The sequence below is a fragment of the Natronomonas halophila genome, assembly GCF_013391085.1.
GTDB classification, from domain to species: domain Archaea; phylum Halobacteriota; class Halobacteria; order Halobacteriales; family Haloarculaceae; genus Natronomonas; species Natronomonas halophila.
Genome location: NZ_CP058334.1, coordinates 1,264,514 through 1,280,411 on the forward strand (window position 1 = coordinate 1,264,514; position 15,898 = coordinate 1,280,411).

The following is a 15,898-nucleotide window of genomic DNA, read 5'->3' on the forward strand; positions in this document are numbered from 1 at the left end:
CCACCACCCCTGTTATTCAGGCACTTAATGGCGACGGCCACGTCGTGGACGGTGTTACTGCTGGTGGGCTATGCGATGGCCGCCGGTATCACCGCCAGCATCGCCGCCTACTGTTTCCTCCGGCGGTCGGGGCGCGCACCGCGGGCGTTCGGCGGCTGTATGCTCGCGCTGGTGCTGTGGTCGCTGGGAGCGTTCGGCCGACTGCTCGCCGCGACGGAAGTCGGCTGGTACGCCTGGACGGTCGTGATGTATCTCGGCGTCGTCTCGACGGCGGTGTTGCTTTTCGTCTTTGCAGCCCTCTATACGGGCTCCGGGTTCCCGCTCTCGCGGTGGCGAACGGGGGCGCTTTTCGCCGTCCCCGGCGTGTCGATGCTACTGCTGGCGACAAACGGGCACCACGGCCTCTTCTTCGCCGATATCTCGCTCGTCTCCTTCTGGGGGATGGCGACGTTCACGCCGGAGACGGGGCCGTGGTTCTGGGTGCATGCGACGTACAACTACCTCCTTTTCGGCGCCGCGACGACCCTGCTGGCCCGGTTTGCCATCGGCAGCCACCGGCTCTATCGCCGCCAGACCCTCGCCGTCCTCGGCGGCGCCGCGATTCCGTGGGTTGCCAACGTCACGTACGTCTTCGTGCTCGGACCGGGCGTCCCCATCGACCCGACGCCGCTCGGCTTTGCCTTCGGGAGCCTCCTGTTCGCCTACGCCGTCTTCGGCCTCGGGTTGACGGACCTGACGCCGGTCGCCCGCTCGACGGTCATCGACGCCATCGACGACGCCGTCTTCGTCCTCGGCGAGGACGGCCGACTCGTCGACCTCAATCCCGCCGCGGAGGCGCTCGCCCGCGGCGAGGACCCCATCGGTCGACCCCTCGATGCCGCGCTTCCGGCCGAATTGCCGGGCGAAACCGACGACCCACAGCCGGTCACCGTCGACGGCCAGCAACGGTGGTATCAGACGCGCGAACTCCCTCTCGACGGCCGAAGCGGCGGCACCGTCCTGCTGGCTTCGGATTTGACCGAGCAGATGCGGCGGCGGCGACAACTCCGCGAGCAGAACCGCCGCCTCGAGGAGTTCACCCGCGTCGCCGCACACGACCTCCGGAACCCGCTCAATGCGGTTTCCGGCTACACCGAACTGGCCCGCGAGACGGGTAACGTCGACCACCTCGAAAAGGTCGACCCCGCGACCGACCGGATGGAGGCGCTCATCGACGACCTGTTGACGCTCGGCCAGGAGACCCGCGTCATCGAGGAAACCATCCCCGTCTCGCTTCCGGAGGCCGCTCGGCGGGCGTGGGGCGGCGTCGAAACGGGCAGCGCATGCCTCGACGTCGTCGACGAGGGCGTCCTTCTGGCCCACGAAAAGCGGTTCGTCCAACTGCTGGAGAACCTCTTTCGGAACGCTGCGGCCCACGGCGGCGAGGACGTCACCGTCCGGGTCGGCATGCCCCCGAACGGCTTTTTCGTCGCCGACGACGGCACCGGCATCCCGACCGACCGGCGGGCCGACGTCTTCGAGTACGGCTACTCGACGCACGGCGGCACCGGTCTCGGGCTACCGGTCGTCCGTTCCATCGCCGTCGCCCACGGCTGGACGGTCGACGTCACCGACGCCGACGACGGCGGCGCGCGCTTCGAGTTCACGGACGTCCGGGTCCGCTCGGGGCCTGCCTCGGAGGGAGCAATCGAGGAGGAAGCCGACTCCCGCTCTTAAGTCCCCGTCAAGGCTCGGCAAAGCGTTGAAGCCACCGGGGCGCGCGAGGCCGCCCATGCAGATAACCGGCGTCAACCAGTACCACCTCGACCACACCCTCGAGGAGCCGTTCTATCCGACGTGGATACCGGGCTATCCGCAATCGACCCACGAACTCGAACTGTTCGAGATCGAGACCGACGAGGGAATAACGGGCTACGGCGCCTCACCCTCCTTTGCCGGCGGCCTCGATTACGAGACGCCGCTGGAACTCTTCCTGACCGGCGAGGACCCCCACGACGTCGAGTCGATTCTCGGGAAACTGGAAACGGTCAACCTCGTCGGGCCGCGCCCGTGGCACGTCGAGATGGCGCTGTGGGACATCATCGGCAAGGATTCGGGCAAGCCCGTCTACGAACTCTTCGGCGCCAGCCAGCGGGAGATTCCGGTCTACGCCTCGACGGGCGAGTTGATGGACGCCGACGAGCGCATCGACTACGTCGAACAGCGCGTCGAGGAGGGATTCGAGGCAGTCAAACTCCGCGTCACGGAGGTCGACCACATCGAGACTGTCCGGCGGGTCCGCGAAGCCTTCCCCGACCTCACGCTGATGGTCGACGCGAACAAGGGGTGGGCCGTCCGGGTCATGGAAGACCCCGTCGAGTGGTCCTTCTCCGACGCCTTGGAGTTCGCTCGCGGCCTCGAAGAGGTGGGCAATATCGGCTGGCTGGAAGAGCCGCTTCACCGCCACGACTACGAGGGCTATGCCCGCCTCCGGGATGCCGTCGACATCGACATCGCCGGCGGCGAGTTCAACAACGGCACCCACCATTTTCGGGAGTTCATCGACCACGGCTCGCTCGATATCCTCCAGCCAGACGCGGCGCTGGCGACGGGCATCCGACAGGGCGTCGACGTCGCCCGGATGGCCCAGGAGCACGGCCTGCAGTTCGTCCCGCACACGTGGACGAACGCGCTGGGCTTCGCCGCGAACCTCCACGTCATGACCGCCGTCGGGAGCCCGTGGTGTGAGTACCCGATGGAGCCGCCGTGGACGCCCGACGTCTGGTCGTTCATGCTCGAAGACGGCTTCGAACAGGAGGACGGGACGATTACCGCGCCCGACGCCCCCGGCCTCGGGATTACGATTCCGGACGACGTACTTGAGGACGCAGAGTGACGGCGCCGCCGCCCACGAGCGGCGCGTAACCGGTTTCAGTTCCGACTGTGGGGTCCGGGACCGAAGGAGTAACCACCCTCGAAGCCGTGTTCCTATCTAATGAGTCAACAGGCCGAGCCGCTCGATGTCGAGCGTCTCCGCGAGGACTTCCCCATCCTGGAGCGGGAGTTCGACGGAACGCAACTCGTCTATCTCGACAACGCGGCCACCACCCAGACGCCCGAGCCGGTTATCGAGGCCATCACGGACTACTACCGGGGCTACAACGCCAACGTCCACCGCGGTATCCACCAACTGAGCCAGGAGGCCTCCATTGCCTACGAGGAGGCCCACGACCGCGTCGCGGAGTTCATCGGCGCCTCCGGCGGCCGAAAGGAAGTCGTCTTCACGAAGAACACGACGGAGGCGATGAACCTCGTCGCCTACGCGTGGGGGCTCAACGAACTCGGACCCGGCGACGAAGTCGTCCTGACCGAGATGGAACATCACTCGTCGCTGGTCACGTGGCAGCAAATCGCCAAGCGCACCGGCGCCGATTGTAAGTACATCCCCATCACCGACGAGGGCCGTCTCGACATGGACGCCGCCCGCGAGATGATTACCGACGACACGCAGATGGTGTCGGCAGTCCACGTCTCGAACACGCTTGGGACGATTAATCCGGTCTCCCAACTGGCCGACATCGCCCACGACCACGACGCCTATATGTTCGTCGACGGCGCCCAGTCGGTCCCGAACCGACCGGTCGACGTCGAGGAGTTGGACGCCGACTTCATGGCCTTCTCCGGCCACAAGATGTGCGGCCCGACGGGTATCGGCGTCCTCTACGGCAAGGAGCACATCCTCGAAGGGATGGAGCCGTACCTCTACGGCGGTGAGATGATTCTGAAGGTCACCTTTGAAGACTCCAAATGGAACGAACTGCCCTGGAAGTACGAGGCCGGCACGCCGGTCATCTCGCAGGGCATCGCGCTGGCGGAGGCCTGCGATTATCTGGACGACATCGGTCTGGAGAACATCCAGCGCCACGAGGCCGAACTCGCCGAATACGCCTACGAGCAGTTGACCGCGAAGGACGACGTCGAAGTCTACGGCCCGCCCGCCGACGACCGGGGTGGCCTCGTCGCCTTCAACCTCGATGGCGTCCACGCCCACGACCTCTCGTCGATTCTCAACGACAGCGCCGTCGCCATCCGGGCCGGCGACCACTGCACCCAGCCGCTCCACGACGTGCTCGGCGCCACCGCCTCGGCCCGAGCGTCGTTCTACCTCTACAATACGAAGGAAGAGGTCGACAAACTCGTCGAGGCCGTCGACGACGCGCGGCAACTATTTAAATAACTCAGGACTCCTTTCCTCGATATTCGACTTCGAAAACCCGTCCGAGACCCATCAGCCCCGCGACGGCGAGCGTCGCGATGTTGGCGTAGTGTCGGCCGGGAACGGCGAAAGCGGCGCCGACGAGCGCGCTGGCGCCCAACAGGAGGTGGATGCGGATGGTGGGCACGTAGTCGGTCGCGAGGTCGGCGACGACGGCGGCGAGGGCGGGTACCGCGGCCAGCATCGCGAAGACGATGACGGCGTCGGGTTGGCTCCGACTGTAAGCGGTGTTGGCCGCGAGGAGACACGCCGCGCCTGCGAGCGCGAGGATGAGGCCGTCGTCGGACAGCCGCTTCTCGCCGCTCTCGTCGCCACCGGACTCGTCGCTCATACACACCCCTGCTGGCGGGAGGGTATTCGCCTTTGTGCTCCGACGCTTCGGTTCCGGGGTTCTCGCGGCGACTACCGATAGGGACACGAAGTCCGGAATCACGGCCTCTGCCGGGGAGTACCACCCCGACCGACGCCCTTTTGGGTGTCATCCTCCTTTCCTAGGATAACAATGGGTATGGGCTCGGACATGTACCGCCAGCAGATCCTCGATCACTACAAGAACCCCCGTAACTACGGGGAAATCGAGGACCCCGACATCGAGCACGTCGGCGAGAACCCGATGTGCGGCGACACCATCAAGATGTTCGTGGTGCTGGCGGACGACGACGAGACGATAGAGCACGTGAGTTTCATCGGCGACGGCTGTGCCATCAGCCAGGCCTCCGCGAGCATGCTGTCGAGCGAACTGCAGGGTATGACGCTCGACGAGGTCCGGAAGATGGACCGCGAGGACATCGAGGACATGCTGGGCGTCGAACTCAGCCCGATGCGTATCAAATGCGCCGTCCTCGCCGAGAAAGTCGCCCAGGACGGCATCAAAATCCACCAGGGCGAGGCCGACATCGACGAGACGACGACCGAATAGCGGAACGGACCTCCGGTTTTTTGGCGTGTGAGGACATACCACACAGTATGGCCATCGAGGACCAACAGCCCCGAGTACGGTTCGGACAGACCGTCTACGACGACGAGGGCAACGAACTGGGACAGGTCCGGAACTTCGGCGACGATGGGTTCTACGTGACGACCATAGAGGGCGTCTCGACAACCACACAGGCCGAAAGCAAGGCCGGCGAGAAGACGCTGATGTGGCGCTGTATGGAGTGCGGTGAAGTCGGAGAAATCGACGATTTCCCCGATATGTGTCCCTCCTGTGGCGCCTCCGGGGAGAGCATCGGCTACGTGCAGGAGGACTGAATCCGGTATTTTTCTACCCGGCCGGTCGAAGCCGTCGGTATGAACGTCGTCGTTTTCGGCGCCGGCAGTCTCGGGAGCCTGCTCGGCGGCCTGCTCGCCCGCGAACACGCAGTGACACTCGTCGGGCGCGACCCGCACATGGACGCCGTCCGGGCCGAGGGGCTCCGCATCACCGGCGCCGTCGAGGAGACGGTCCATCCCGACGCGCGAACGGAGGCTCCGGAAAGCGCCGACCTCGCTGTCGTCTGCGTGAAAGCCTTCGATACGCCCGAAGCGGCCGACGCACTCGCTGACGTTGACCTCGACTACTGCCTCTCGGTCCAGAATGGCATGGGCAACGAGGAGCAGTTGGCCGACGCCCTCGACGCCCCCGTCCTCGCAGGAACCTGCACCTATGGGGCGCTCACTCCGAAACCCGGCGTCGTCCGCTGTACCGGCATCGGCGAAGTCGTCCTCGGCGCACGAGAAGGCGGCCACTCTGCGGCCGCCGACACGGTCGGCGAGGCCTTCGAAGCAGCCAATATCGTCACCACCGTCGCCGAGGACATGCCGCGGCGCCTCTGGGAGAAACTCGCGGTCAACGCCGGTATCAACGCGACGACGGCGCTGGCCCGCGTCGACAACGGCGCGCTCTTGGACGGCGACGCGAACGCGGTAGCGACAGCGGCGGGCCGGGAAGTCGCCCGCGTCGCCCGCGCGGAGGGAGTCGACCTGTCGAACGCCGAGGCCGAGCGGGCGGTCGAACGCGTCGCCGAGGCGACCGCCGACAACACCTCCTCGATGCAGCAGGACGTACTGGCCGAGCGGCGAACCGAAGTCGACGCCATCGGCGGCTACGTCCTCGAACGGGCCGATGAACACGCTATCGACGTGCCGGTCAACGAGACGATGACGCGACTGTTGCGGGCCTGGGAGAGAGGACGGGGGCTGCGCTGAGCATCGCGTCGGTGCGGCTCACACCTCTAGCACGTAGCGGGTTTCCTGATAGGTTTCCTCGCCGATTTGCGTCTCACTTTCGTCCGCCCGCTCGAATCCGAACCGTTCGTAGAAGGCGTTTCCGGGCTCGTTTTCGGCCAGGACCATCGCGTGTATCCGGTCGACGCCGTAGCCCGAAAGGGCCTTCCGCGTCCGTTCGAGCAGTTCCGCGCCGACGCCGCGGCTCCGGTGGTCCGGGTGGACGTAGAGCCGGAGGATGTACCCCTCGTCCTCGCTCGCGTTCCAGGTTGCGTGGGCGAAGCCGACCACCGCGCCGTCGCGTTCGGCGACCAGCAGTTCCGTCCGCCCCTCGGCGATGGCCTCGGCGATGCTGTCGGCGTCGTACCACTGCGCAACCGCCTCCTCGGCCGTCTCTCGGGTCAGAATCGTCGGATAATCCACCTCCCAGGACCGCTCGGCGACTCCTCTGATAGCGTCGATGTCACCATCCGTCGCCTCGCGCACGTTCATGCTATTCTATAGCACGGCCTATCCGTTAGGCCTTTCTCCGCACCCAGCAGCACGAAAACCGAAGCCGCTATTCCATGTAGCCGAGGTCCTGTAGGCGCTCTTTGGCTTCCTCGTCCATATGGTCGAGGGCCTCGTCCGCATCGGCGGCGGCCGGAGCGTCCCACTCGTCGGCCGCCCGGTCTTCGAAGCGTTCGAGCGCAGCGAAAACTTCCTCGATGACCTCGTCGTCGGTGCTCACGCGCTCGGTTTCGCCGGGGTCCGAATCGAGACGATAGGCTTCGTCCGGAATCCGCTCGTTTCGGATGTACTTGCCGTCGGGGCGACGGGCCGCGCGCATCCGGGAGTAGAACCGCGAATCCTCATCGAGTTCGATGCCGGCCTCGGCGGCCTTGGTTTCGAGTTGGTTGAGTTCGACGACCGGCCGGTGGTAGTCGACGAAGGCGTACTCGCCGTCCTCGATATCCCGGCCTTCGGTCAGCAGCGAGCGGTTCGAGTCGAAACTCCGGGCGCCCACCCGGTCGGTGTAGTCGCCCGCTTCCGTCACGTCGAGGACGGTGTCGTAGAGGTCCAGCAGTTCGACTTGCTCGTCGGTGCGGCCCGCCTCGACGTCGGGGTGTTTGACCATCAGCGGGACGTTGACAAGCGGGTCGTAGATGCCGAACTCGTGGCCGTAGAGGCCGTGTTCGCCGTGGAGTTCGCCGTGGTCCGCACAGACGACGACCAGCGTGTCCTCCCACTGGTCGGTTTCCTTGAGGTGGTCGAAAAGCCGCTCCAGTTCCGCGTCGATGTGTCTGATTTCGGCGTCGTAGAGGCCCTCGATGTCCTCGAACTCCTCGTCGCTGATATCGCGGGCCCCCGAGTTGTACTCCTTGGAGTTCTGACAGACCGCGTGGGGGTCGACGCCCGGCGCGAACTCCTCGCGGTACTCCTCGGGCGGGTAGTACGGCAGGTGGGCGTCCATCAGGTTGATAAAGGCGAACCAGTCGTCGTTGTCGTCGACGAAATCCATCGTGTTGTCGACGATGCGGGGCGTTTTCGATGCCTCGCCCTCGCCGCTGGCGAGGTACTCGTGGATCTCGTTGCCGAACTCGACGAGGCGGTCGGCGACCCCGCGGAAGCGGCTATCGGTGAGTTTCTGCCAGAACGAGGCCAGCGCGCCGGAGAGGACGTCACCCGGGAGGACCTTGAAGAAGTTGTCCTGGTCCTCGAAGCCGGCGGTCAGCCGCGTGTAGGGCGTAATCCACGCGTTCGAGGAGTAGCAGGCGGTTGCATAGCCCGCCTCGGAGAGGGTCTGAGCGAGCGTGCCCATATCGTCGGGAAGGTAGGGCGCCTCCTGTGTGGCGGTGTGCTGGGACGGATAGCGGCCGGTGAACATCGACGCGTGGACCGGCAGCGTCCACGGTGCCTGCGCGACGGCCTGTTCGTAGACGAGCGCCTCCTCGGCGAAGTCCTCCAGGCCGGGCGTCGTCGGCCGGTCGTAGCCGTACGGCGTCAGATGGCTCTTGCGAACCGTGTCCATTACCACGAAGAGCACGTTCCGACCGTCGTCAGCGGGCATTCTGGCTGACACTCCGGGAGTGGCAGGCTTAAAGACCGTGGTGTGGATTCTCGGCGCGTGCCCGGCCCGGCGTCACTCGAAAACCGGTTCGAGTTCGCGCTCGTAGCAGGCCCGACAGACGTACCGGTCGACCACCCCCGATTCCCCGTGCGTGTGGACGAGAACGTGCACGGTCTCGTCGAACGGGACCTCGCGTTCGCACAGACCGCAGGCCTCCACCGCCATGGGATACTCTTTGGTCCGTGTAACCAAATAGCATTCCCCGAAGCGCGGCGCTACGGCTATGGAGCGTTAAAAACAGGAAGTTGAAACGGATTTAGAACGGGGCTTCGGGGCCTTCGTCGGCCTCGTCGTCGCTGTCGCCCTCGTGGCCGGGGAAGGACGGCGACATCTGGCCGCCGGCCATGCCCTCGCTGCCGCCGTCCATGCCGGTGTCGGCGTGGACGGTGTCGATCTCGGGGATCTCCTCGGTCATCCGGCTCTTGATGGCCTGAATCGTCATGGGGGAGATGCCACAGCCGGAACAGGCACCACCGAGCATGATGGTGACCTCGCCGGCCTCGCGGTCGAGGTTCTGGACGGCGGCGCTGCCACCGTGCATCTGAATCTGCGGGAAGTTACGCCGGAGGAAGTTGCTGATGCGCTCGCGAAGGTCCTCGTCGGCGTCGGCGGATTCGGTACTCATGAACGACCCTATGCGGCGCAGCCGTATGAAGATTTGGCTCCGCACGCCGATTGCCTCCAACGGCGACGTCCGACGGCGCGGCGACGGGCGTCTGACGGGAGTTTATGCGTGATGGTGACCGCTAGGAAGGTATGCCAACGCGCCGCCACCTGCTCGCGACCGTCGGCCTCGCCGCCACGGGAGCCGGCTGTATGGGTGCCCTCGGCGACGAGGGCGACGGCGACTCCGAGGGGACCGCCACCCCAACCACGACGGGCGGTACCGTCCGCCTCGGGGAACTCGCCGTCGAGAACAACCACGAGGAGAACCACCAGATACAACTCGCCATCGAGGACGGCGACGACGTCCTCCACCTCGGCACCTACGACCTGGAGGCCGGTGGTAGCACGACCGTCGACGGGGAGTGGCTCGAAGAGGACGGCGACTACCGTATCCACGCGCGGCTGGACGACGGCGAGGTTCGAACCGCCGACATCTCCGAGAAGGGCAGCGAGGAGACCGACTGCGTTCGCGTGCTGGTCCGGGTCGGTCGCTCCGGGCGCCTCGACATCTGGGACGGCGCAGGCTGCGAGGAGACCTAGTCCTCGAAGGTCCGTTCGAGTTCCGTTTCTATCTCTTCGACGTACTCCTCGAGAACCGCTTCGAACTTCTCTTCGCTCGTCACGACGCCGGTCAGTCGGTCGTAGGGGTTCTCCGGAAGCTCCAGACTGAACCCCTCCTCGTCGTCGTAGACTGGCTCGGACTCGTTGAGAATCTGCTGGTCGATGCCGTGGACCAGCGTCGAATCGTACGTCTCGTTGACGCGGTTGAACGCGTTCTTGTACGCCTGCTGGAGTTGTGGGAAGAAGTCGGTGAACTTCTTTTCCTCGAAGGTTTCGGCGTCCATACCCCGTCGTATGGCGCCGTCGCCTAAAAGCCGGTCGAACGCTCGCCGCACGCGAGCGCAAGCGACTTTAGCGACGCGGGAGAGACGCCGCTATGTATCGGAGCGGGGAGTTCGTCGCCGAACACGTCACGCCCACGAGCGAGGAACAGGTCCAGCCCAACGGCATCGATCTGACGCTGCAGGCGGTCTACGAACAGCGCGAACCCGGCCGCATCGGCCGCGACGGCAAGGAAGTCGGTACCCGGAACCGCCGGCCCGCCGACCCCGTCGTCGAAGGGTCATCCATCGACGAAGTGACCGAACAGAACGACACCTACTACCTCCCGCCGGGCGGCTACGTCGTCCAGTACGCCGAAATCGTCTCCGTGCCCGAGGACCACATCGGCTTTATCTACCCCCGGTCGTCGCTGATGCGGAACTCCTGTATGCTCAACACCGCCGTCTGGGACGCCGGCTACGAGGGGAAAGGCGAGGGGCTCCTGCAGGTCCACCACGACATCGAGATCGAGACCGGCGCTCGCATCGCGCAGTTCGTCCTCGCGGAGGCCGAAGGCGAGGACACCTACGACGGGAGCTACCAGAAGGAGAACATCTGAACGACAAGCAAGAGCCCACCACGGCCCGCGGTTCGTGTTCCTGCAAGTGTTGACATGGTTGGACGGTGTTGCCACTACCCTTAATGCGGAGACCCAGAGCCCTTTATCAACCTTCCCCCGGAGAAGGGCCGGATACCGGGAAGACAGCCCCTCTTCGGCTCCTCGCCTTAAAGCCCCAGATATGCACAGCCAAATCACTATGCGTAGCCGAGCGAATGAGCCAGTAACTCCGAGGTTTGGGCCTGCCTCACACCATGTCATTTAATAACAAACGCCGGCTGTTCGCGCTGTTGGCCGCGATTCTGGTCGTCTGTTCGTTCGCCGCCGTCCCCGCAGCGGGGGCGGGCGGAACCAGCGACTGGAGCAGCGGCCTGGACGGGTCGAGCAGTTCGAACGACACCAACAGCACCGACTCCCAGACCACAGAGTCGGACGGTGACGGCTCCAGCGACACCAACGAGACGGCCGAGTCGGACGGCGACGCCAGCGACGAATCCACCAATAGCAGTACGACGTCGGACGGTAGCGAGACGACATCCGACGGGAGCGACGACGCGACCGAGCACATCAACGACACCGTCGAGGACACGGCCGACACGCTCGAAGATACGACCGAAAGCACGACCGACACCGTCGAGGATACCACCGACACGCTCGAAGACACGACCGAAAGCACGACCGACACCGTCGAGGGCACCACCGACACGCTCGCGCTTGAGGCGGCCTTCGTGAACGCCGATCACATCGACCGTACCGACACGACCTATCTCAAGCTAGCGACCGACGGCTCGCTACAGGTCGACGCCGAATCCGATACCGAGCCGACGCGGACGGGTATCCACGAAGTCGCCGCCGCCGATGCCGATGATGCCGACGCCGGCAGCGATGACGTCGCGATGTCGACCCGCGCCGCCAACGGTGGCCAGCCGCTGCCGAGCGTGCCGGTCGGTGCCGGCGGCATCGCCGTCAGTTTCAGTCTGCTCGCCGGGATGGCCGCCCTGCGAAGTACGCCGCTGGTCGCCGGCGGGCTCCCCTCCCTGAGTTCCCTCGGGACCGGCATCTCGACGCCAGCCATCCTGAGCAAGCTCCGGCCGTTCCTCTTCCCGCTTCGGTACAGCCGCTACGACGATTCCGACCCGCTCGAACACGAGGCCCGCGAGGAAGTCTACGAAATCGTCAACGAATCGCCGGGCGCGTACCTCTCGGAACTCTCCGAGGAGGCCGGCCTCCCGCTGTCGACGACGCGACACCACATCAAAGTCCTCGAACGAGAAGACCTCGTTTCCGGGGCCAAACTTCGGGGAAAGCGTCGGTTCTACCCCGCCTACGCCGAGGGCGTCGAACTCGCCGCCGCGCTCAACGACGAGGCGACCGCCTCTATCATCGACGCCATCGCCCGCCTCGGGTCGGCCTCCGTCAGCGACCTCGCCGACGACATCGGCCGTGACCCCTCGACCATCAGCCACCACCTCCAGCGACTCGAAGAGGACGGCATCATCACCCGCGAACGCGAGGGGCGTGCGGTCATGAACAAGCTCTCCGGGGAAGCCCGGACGGCGCTGGAACCCGACTCGACGCCCAAGCCTGACGACACCGGCAGCGCGGTCGCGGGCGGCGCCGACTGACGACGCTTTCGCTGTCGCGTTCTTCGTCTCGATACCGCCGAATTAGCGGTCCGAGCGCGACAGGTCCAGAACCTCACGTTCGTCCCCCTCTTCGGGGAACCGTACGACGGGCCGACTGAATTTCTGTGTGTTCGACCCCGCTGTCGAACGGATTTCGAGCAGGTCGCCGTCGAAGTCACCGCCCTCGATTCGGACGTCGATACCGACGACGCCCTCCTCGCGACTCTCGGGCGCCGCGTAGTGGGTGGCCTCGATATCGCCACCGTATTCTTCGGTATCTGTCCGAACGGTCACGTGGTCGCCCTCCTCGGCCCGGTTCATCTCGTCGATGAGTTCCGTCGTCGTCTTCATTGCTGAGGGCGTTCTTCCCGTATCGCCGTAAAAGGTTGCTAAACTGAACGGAATCGATACGACGGTAGCCTATTCGATGGAGACCGTATCCGTCGCGGTCTGCTCGTCGTTCAGCCGTATCTCGACCTCGTAATCGCCCGGCTCCGAGGGGTTATCGACTGCCGGATAGCTGACGACGACCGTATCGCCCTCCTGAAGCGTGTAGCCGGTGTCCAGCGAGATGTCGAAGGAGTAGTCGTTGTTGTTGACACCGCTGATATGCGTCTCGTTGAACTCGGTTTCGAGTTCACCGTCGCCGTCGGTATCGACGCCGAGTTCTATTTGGTCGTGTTGGGCGGAATCGACGGTGAAGTTCTCGCGCGGATAGGTCGCACCGATGGCCGTCAACTCGGAGTCGGCCGTCGTCTCGTTGACGTCGATGCGGAGCGTCTGGGTCACGTTCGTCGCTCCGGGGTCATCGTTCTCGATGGCAACGTCGTCAGGTGTTCCGTCCGGTGAGCCGCCATTGAGCGCCGCACACCCGGAGAACGCTACCAGCGTTACGACTGCAACGACCAGTAGAATCCGTCGCACACCGAATCGTGTTGCTTCGATAAGGGGTAAATCTTCTGGGAGACGGACAGGGAGCCTCGCTCTCCATATGCGTCATGGGTCATCGGCTGCTCGTCCGGCAGCCCAACAGAGTGAGTCGGCGCGGCGTCCTTCTCGGCATCACCGTCACACCCCTGCCGCCCCGTCCCGCCGAATCGTCGTCGCTCGATACGATGGGTTTTCCGTCTGGCTCCCGTCGTCTCCGTATGACGATAGCAACTGGCGATTCCGTTACGCTCGAATACACCGGCCGACTGGACGACGAAACCGTCTTCGACACCTCACGCGAATCCGTCGCCGAGGAGAACGGCCTGGACGAGGCCCAGCCCGACCGGGAGTATACTCCGCTGACAGTCGACGTCGGCGCCGAACAGGTCATCGAAGGCATGGAGGAAGGCCTCATCGGCATGGAAGCCGGCGAGACGACCACCCTGACGATTCCGCCCGAGAAGGCCTACGGCGAGCGAAGCGAGGAGAACGTCCAGGAGTTCGACGCCGACGAACTGCAGGAGATGCTCGGCGGCCAGACGCCCGAGGAAGGCGCCTACCTCGAAGCCCAGAACGGCCAGCACGGCGAAATCATCCACTCCGGCGACGACGTCGTTCGCGTAGATTTCAACCCCGAACTCGCCGGCGAAACGCTGACGTTCGATATCGAAATCATCGACGTCAACTAACGCCTGAGCGTTTCTAACGACTGCTGGCAGTAATTCTACGATACCATTTTATTAGACTCGCCGGGACGCCTGCGAGCGAAGCAAGCAGGGCTAGGCGAACGTAGCGAAGTGAAGGAATGGACCAGCTGGGATTTGAACCCAGGGCCTCTTCCTTGCGAAGGAAGCGATCTGCCGCTGATCTACTGGCCCGCGATTTTCAGTTAACGATTCGGCCGTTTGTACCTTCCGTTTTGCAACACCAAAGGCGACGAAAGCAGTCGCGCGTGAGTGTTGCGGCGGGCGGAACCCGGGGTGAACGACCGGTCGAAAGCGCCCTCGTTCGCAACCCGCGATTCCCGCGGAGTCGCGTTAGTCTTCGAGGACGATCTCGATGGAGACGTCGTTCGGGACCTGAATCCGCATTAGCTGGCGGAGGGCGCGTTCGTCGGCGTCGATGTCGATGAGACGCTTGTGGACGCGCATCTCCCAGTGTTCCCACGTCGCGGTCCCCTCACCGTCGGGGGACTTGCGTGCGGGGATTTCCAGCGTTTTCGTCGGCAGCGGAACCGGACCCGACAGCTCGACGCCGGTCTTGTCCGCGATTTCGCGGACGTCTTCCGTGATGTCGTCGAGGTCCTCGGGTGCCGTGCCCGCGAGGCGAACGCGTGCCTGCTGCATGCGTTATCGCTCGTTGATGCTGAGGACCTTGCCGGCCGCGACGGTCTGACCCATGTCACGGATGGCGAAGCTGCCCAGCTCCGGGATCTCGTTCGAGGACTCGATGCTGAGCGGCTTCTGGGGTCGGACCGTCACGACAGCGGCGTCGCCGGACTGGATGAAGTCCGGGTTCTCCTCGGCGACCTCGCCGGAGGAGGGGTCGATTTTCTTGTCGATGGACTCGATGGTACACGCGACCTGCGCCGTGTGGGCGTGGAAGACCGGCGTGTAGCCAGCGGTGATGACCGACGGGTGCTGCATGACGACGACCTGCGCCTGGAAGGTCTCGGCGACCGACGGCGGGTCGTCAGCGGGACCACAGACGTCACCACGGCGGATGTCGTCCTTACCGATGCCACGGACGTTGAAGCCAACGTTGTCACCGGGCTCGGCCTTGGGGACCTCTTCGTGGTGCATCTCGATGGTCTTGACCTCGCCACCGACGTCAGACGGCTGGAACGAGACGTTGTCGCCGGTGTTGAGGATGCCGGTCTCGATACGGCCGACCGGGACCGTACCGATGCCGGAAATCGTGTAAACGTCCTGAATCGGGAGGCGCAGCGGCGCGTCCGTCGGCGGCTGCGGCTCCGGCAGATCGTTGAGGGCCTCGAGCAGGCTCGGGCCATCGTACCAGGGCGTGTTCTCGGAGGCTTCGGAGACGTTGTCGCCTTCGAAGGCCGAGGTCGGGATGTACTTGGCGTCGTCCGTGTTGAAGCGGACCTGCTGGAGCAGTTCGTTGACCTCGTCAACGACGGCCTTGTACTTGTTCTCGTCGTAGTCGACGAGGTCCATCTTGTTGACCGCGATGATGAGTTCGTCGATGCCGAGGGTACGAGCCAGGAAAACGTGCTCCTGGGTCTGCGGCTGGACACCGTCGTCGGCGGCGACGACGAGGACCGCGTTGTCGGCCTGGCTCGCGCCAGTAATCATGTTCTTGACGAAGTCGCGGTGGCCCGGACAGTCGACGATAGTGAAGTAGTACTCGTCGGTGTCGAACTCCTGGTGGGCGATGTCGATGGTGACACCACGCTCTCGCTCCTCGGCGAGGTTGTCCATCACGTAGGCGAACTCGAAGCCGCCCTTGCCCTTCTCTTCTGCTTCTTCCTTGTGCTGTTCGATGACGTGTTCGGGGACGCTCCCGGTCTCGTAGAGGAGTCGCCCGACCATCGTGCTCTTACCGTGGTCGACGTGGCCGATTACGGCCAAGTTCTGGTGCGGTTTGTCACTCATTGTATTCTCACGCGCGAATGCGCTGTGTCCGAATCTTTGGTCGGTGGCCCG

The 15,898-nt window shown here is 64.8% G+C and carries 20 protein-coding genes and 1 tRNA gene; 10 read left to right on the plus strand and 11 right to left on the minus strand.

The genetic code is table 11. From position 1 onward, the window contains the following. Window positions 1–27: 27 nt before the first annotated feature. The 3 genes from HWV23_RS06955 to HWV23_RS06965 all read left to right on the plus strand — a co-directional run bounded on the left by HWV23_RS06955 (window position 28) and on the right by HWV23_RS06965 (window position 4,216). Window positions 28–1,716 (plus strand): sensor histidine kinase, encoded by a 1,689-nt coding sequence (locus HWV23_RS06955; protein WP_178289694.1) that lies wholly within the window; start codon window positions 28–30, stop codon window positions 1,714–1,716. Between the two features lie 55 nt (window positions 1,717–1,771). Beyond that, complete coding sequence (locus tag HWV23_RS06960; protein WP_178289695.1) at window positions 1,772–2,875, plus strand: mandelate racemase/muconate lactonizing enzyme family protein; 1,104 nt, start codon at window positions 1,772–1,774, stop codon at window positions 2,873–2,875. A gap of 99 nt (window positions 2,876–2,974) precedes the next feature. After that, on the plus strand, window positions 2,975–4,216 hold the full coding sequence (locus HWV23_RS06965) for an aminotransferase class V-fold PLP-dependent enzyme (protein ID WP_178289696.1): 1,242 nt from the start codon (window positions 2,975–2,977) through the stop codon (window positions 4,214–4,216). Between the two features lies 1 nt (window position 4,217). Here HWV23_RS06965 and HWV23_RS06970 read toward each other — a convergent pair whose 3' ends face one another. Further along, window positions 4,218–4,586, minus strand: coding sequence for a hypothetical protein (locus tag HWV23_RS06970; RefSeq protein WP_178289697.1), 369 nt, complete (start codon window positions 4,584–4,586; stop codon window positions 4,218–4,220). 171 nt (window positions 4,587–4,757) lie between these two features. Here HWV23_RS06970 and HWV23_RS06975 point away from each other — a divergent pair, with 171 nt between their 5' ends. The 3 genes from HWV23_RS06975 to HWV23_RS06985 are packed head-to-tail and all read left to right on the plus strand — an operon-like array spanning window position 4,758 to window position 6,442. Continuing rightward, entirely contained in the window at window positions 4,758–5,174 is a 417-nt protein-coding gene (locus HWV23_RS06975; protein ID WP_178289698.1) for an iron-sulfur cluster assembly scaffold protein, read from the plus strand. A 47-nt stretch (window positions 5,175–5,221) separates the two neighbouring features. Next, window positions 5,222–5,506 (plus strand): DUF7130 family rubredoxin-like protein, encoded by a 285-nt coding sequence (locus HWV23_RS06980; RefSeq protein WP_178289699.1) that lies wholly within the window; start codon window positions 5,222–5,224, stop codon window positions 5,504–5,506. 39 nt (window positions 5,507–5,545) lie between these two features. Beyond that, complete coding sequence (locus HWV23_RS06985) at window positions 5,546–6,442, plus strand: ketopantoate reductase family protein (protein WP_178289700.1); 897 nt, start codon at window positions 5,546–5,548, stop codon at window positions 6,440–6,442. An 18-nt stretch (window positions 6,443–6,460) separates the two neighbouring features. Here HWV23_RS06985 and HWV23_RS06990 read toward each other — a convergent pair whose 3' ends face one another. The 4 genes from HWV23_RS06990 to HWV23_RS07005 all read right to left on the minus strand — a co-directional run bounded on the left by HWV23_RS06990 (window position 6,461) and on the right by HWV23_RS07005 (window position 9,195). Then, entirely contained in the window at window positions 6,461–6,952 is a 492-nt protein-coding gene (locus HWV23_RS06990) for a GNAT family N-acetyltransferase (RefSeq protein WP_178289701.1), read from the minus strand. A 67-nt stretch (window positions 6,953–7,019) separates the two neighbouring features. Continuing rightward, window positions 7,020–8,510: a sulfatase gene (locus tag HWV23_RS06995; protein ID WP_178289702.1), complete on the minus strand. Its 1,491-nt coding sequence runs from the start codon at window positions 8,508–8,510 to the stop codon at window positions 7,020–7,022. 72 nt (window positions 8,511–8,582) lie between these two features. Next, the gene (locus HWV23_RS07000) at window positions 8,583–8,735 is read right to left on the minus strand and encodes a hypothetical protein (protein WP_178289703.1); all 153 of its coding nucleotides are present in this window, start codon (window positions 8,733–8,735) and stop codon (window positions 8,583–8,585) included. A 91-nt stretch (window positions 8,736–8,826) separates the two neighbouring features. Beyond that, a complete protein-coding gene (locus HWV23_RS07005; RefSeq protein WP_178289704.1) occupies window positions 8,827–9,195 on the minus strand; it encodes a NifU family protein in 369 nt (122 codons plus the stop codon). Window positions 9,196–9,326: 131 nt separating this feature from the next. Between HWV23_RS07005 and HWV23_RS07010 the strand changes: the two genes are divergently transcribed. Further along, window positions 9,327–9,776, plus strand: coding sequence for an Ig-like domain-containing protein (locus HWV23_RS07010; RefSeq protein ID WP_178289705.1), 450 nt, complete (start codon window positions 9,327–9,329; stop codon window positions 9,774–9,776). Here HWV23_RS07010 and HWV23_RS07015 read toward each other — a convergent pair. Continuing rightward, window positions 9,773–10,081, minus strand: a complete 309-nt coding sequence (locus HWV23_RS07015) for a DUF5783 family protein (protein WP_178289706.1) — start codon at window positions 10,079–10,081, stop codon at window positions 9,773–9,775. The two genes, HWV23_RS07010 and HWV23_RS07015, sit on opposite strands and share 4 nt — an antisense overlap. Window positions 10,082–10,173: 92 nt before the next feature. Between HWV23_RS07015 and HWV23_RS07020 the strand changes: the two genes are divergently transcribed. Both HWV23_RS07020 and HWV23_RS07025 read left to right on the plus strand, forming a co-directional pair. Beyond that, the gene (locus HWV23_RS07020; protein WP_178289707.1) at window positions 10,174–10,677 is read left to right on the plus strand and encodes a deoxyuridine 5'-triphosphate nucleotidohydrolase; all 504 of its coding nucleotides are present in this window, start codon (window positions 10,174–10,176) and stop codon (window positions 10,675–10,677) included. 254 nt (window positions 10,678–10,931) lie between these two features. Beyond that, entirely contained in the window at window positions 10,932–12,302 is a 1,371-nt protein-coding gene (locus HWV23_RS07025; RefSeq protein WP_178289708.1) for a winged helix-turn-helix transcriptional regulator, read from the plus strand. A gap of 42 nt (window positions 12,303–12,344) precedes the next feature. Here the strand turns inward: HWV23_RS07025 and HWV23_RS07030 are convergent, their stop codons facing one another. Further along, the gene (locus tag HWV23_RS07030; protein ID WP_178289709.1) at window positions 12,345–12,653 is read right to left on the minus strand and encodes a hypothetical protein; all 309 of its coding nucleotides are present in this window, start codon (window positions 12,651–12,653) and stop codon (window positions 12,345–12,347) included. 69 nt (window positions 12,654–12,722) lie between these two features. Then, the gene (locus HWV23_RS07035; protein WP_178289710.1) at window positions 12,723–13,226 is read right to left on the minus strand and encodes a hypothetical protein; all 504 of its coding nucleotides are present in this window, start codon (window positions 13,224–13,226) and stop codon (window positions 12,723–12,725) included. A 224-nt stretch (window positions 13,227–13,450) separates the two neighbouring features. Here HWV23_RS07035 and HWV23_RS07040 point away from each other — a divergent pair, with 224 nt between their 5' ends. Continuing rightward, a complete protein-coding gene (locus HWV23_RS07040) occupies window positions 13,451–13,921 on the plus strand; it encodes an FKBP-type peptidyl-prolyl cis-trans isomerase (RefSeq protein WP_178289711.1) in 471 nt (156 codons plus the stop codon). Window positions 13,922–14,038: 117 nt separating this feature from the next. Here HWV23_RS07040 and HWV23_RS07045 read toward each other — a convergent pair. From HWV23_RS07045 to tuf, 3 genes are all read right to left on the minus strand, one after another. Next, a tRNA-Ala gene (locus HWV23_RS07045) sits at window positions 14,039–14,110 on the minus strand. Between the two features lie 159 nt (window positions 14,111–14,269). After that, entirely contained in the window at window positions 14,270–14,578 is a 309-nt protein-coding gene (gene rpsJ, locus HWV23_RS07050; RefSeq protein WP_178289712.1) for a 30S ribosomal protein S10, read from the minus strand. 3 nt (window positions 14,579–14,581) lie between these two features. Beyond that, on the minus strand, window positions 14,582–15,847 hold the full coding sequence (tuf, locus tag HWV23_RS07055) for a translation elongation factor EF-1 subunit alpha (protein ID WP_178289713.1): 1,266 nt from the start codon (window positions 15,845–15,847) through the stop codon (window positions 14,582–14,584). Window positions 15,848–15,898 lie beyond the last annotated feature (51 nt).

Excerpts from the sequence above, each read along its gene's own strand:
- HWV23_RS06955 (WP_178289694.1), top strand. The coding sequence starts at position 28 with ATGGCGACGGCCACGTCGTGGACGGTGTTACTGCTGGTGGGCTATGCG.
- HWV23_RS06960 (WP_178289695.1), top strand. The coding sequence starts at position 1,772 with ATGCAGATAACCGGCGTCAACCAGTACCACCTCGACCACACCCTCGAG.
- HWV23_RS06965 (WP_178289696.1), top strand. The coding sequence starts at position 2,975 with ATGAGTCAACAGGCCGAGCCGCTCGATGTCGAGCGTCTCCGCGAGGAC.
- HWV23_RS06970 (WP_178289697.1), bottom strand. The coding sequence starts at position 4,586 with ATGAGCGACGAGTCCGGTGGCGACGAGAGCGGCGAGAAGCGGCTGTCC.
- HWV23_RS06975 (WP_178289698.1), top strand. The coding sequence starts at position 4,758 with ATGGGTATGGGCTCGGACATGTACCGCCAGCAGATCCTCGATCACTAC.
- HWV23_RS06980 (WP_178289699.1), top strand. The coding sequence starts at position 5,222 with ATGGCCATCGAGGACCAACAGCCCCGAGTACGGTTCGGACAGACCGTC.
- HWV23_RS06985 (WP_178289700.1), top strand. The coding sequence starts at position 5,546 with ATGAACGTCGTCGTTTTCGGCGCCGGCAGTCTCGGGAGCCTGCTCGGC.
- HWV23_RS06990 (WP_178289701.1), bottom strand. The coding sequence starts at position 6,952 with ATGAACGTGCGCGAGGCGACGGATGGTGACATCGACGCTATCAGAGGA.
- HWV23_RS06995 (WP_178289702.1), bottom strand. The coding sequence starts at position 8,510 with ATGCCCGCTGACGACGGTCGGAACGTGCTCTTCGTGGTAATGGACACG.
- HWV23_RS07000 (WP_178289703.1), bottom strand. The coding sequence starts at position 8,735 with ATGGCGGTGGAGGCCTGCGGTCTGTGCGAACGCGAGGTCCCGTTCGAC.
- HWV23_RS07005 (WP_178289704.1), bottom strand. The coding sequence starts at position 9,195 with ATGAGTACCGAATCCGCCGACGCCGACGAGGACCTTCGCGAGCGCATC.
- HWV23_RS07010 (WP_178289705.1), top strand. The coding sequence starts at position 9,327 with ATGCCAACGCGCCGCCACCTGCTCGCGACCGTCGGCCTCGCCGCCACG.
- HWV23_RS07015 (WP_178289706.1), bottom strand. The coding sequence starts at position 10,081 with ATGGACGCCGAAACCTTCGAGGAAAAGAAGTTCACCGACTTCTTCCCA.
- HWV23_RS07020 (WP_178289707.1), top strand. The coding sequence starts at position 10,174 with ATGTATCGGAGCGGGGAGTTCGTCGCCGAACACGTCACGCCCACGAGC.
- HWV23_RS07025 (WP_178289708.1), top strand. The coding sequence starts at position 10,932 with ATGTCATTTAATAACAAACGCCGGCTGTTCGCGCTGTTGGCCGCGATT.
- HWV23_RS07030 (WP_178289709.1), bottom strand. The coding sequence starts at position 12,653 with ATGAAGACGACGACGGAACTCATCGACGAGATGAACCGGGCCGAGGAG.
- HWV23_RS07040 (WP_178289711.1), top strand. The coding sequence starts at position 13,451 with ATGACGATAGCAACTGGCGATTCCGTTACGCTCGAATACACCGGCCGA.
- rpsJ (WP_178289712.1), bottom strand. The coding sequence starts at position 14,578 with ATGCAGCAGGCACGCGTTCGCCTCGCGGGCACGGCACCCGAGGACCTC.
- tuf (WP_178289713.1), bottom strand. The coding sequence starts at position 15,847 with ATGAGTGACAAACCGCACCAGAACTTGGCCGTAATCGGCCACGTCGAC.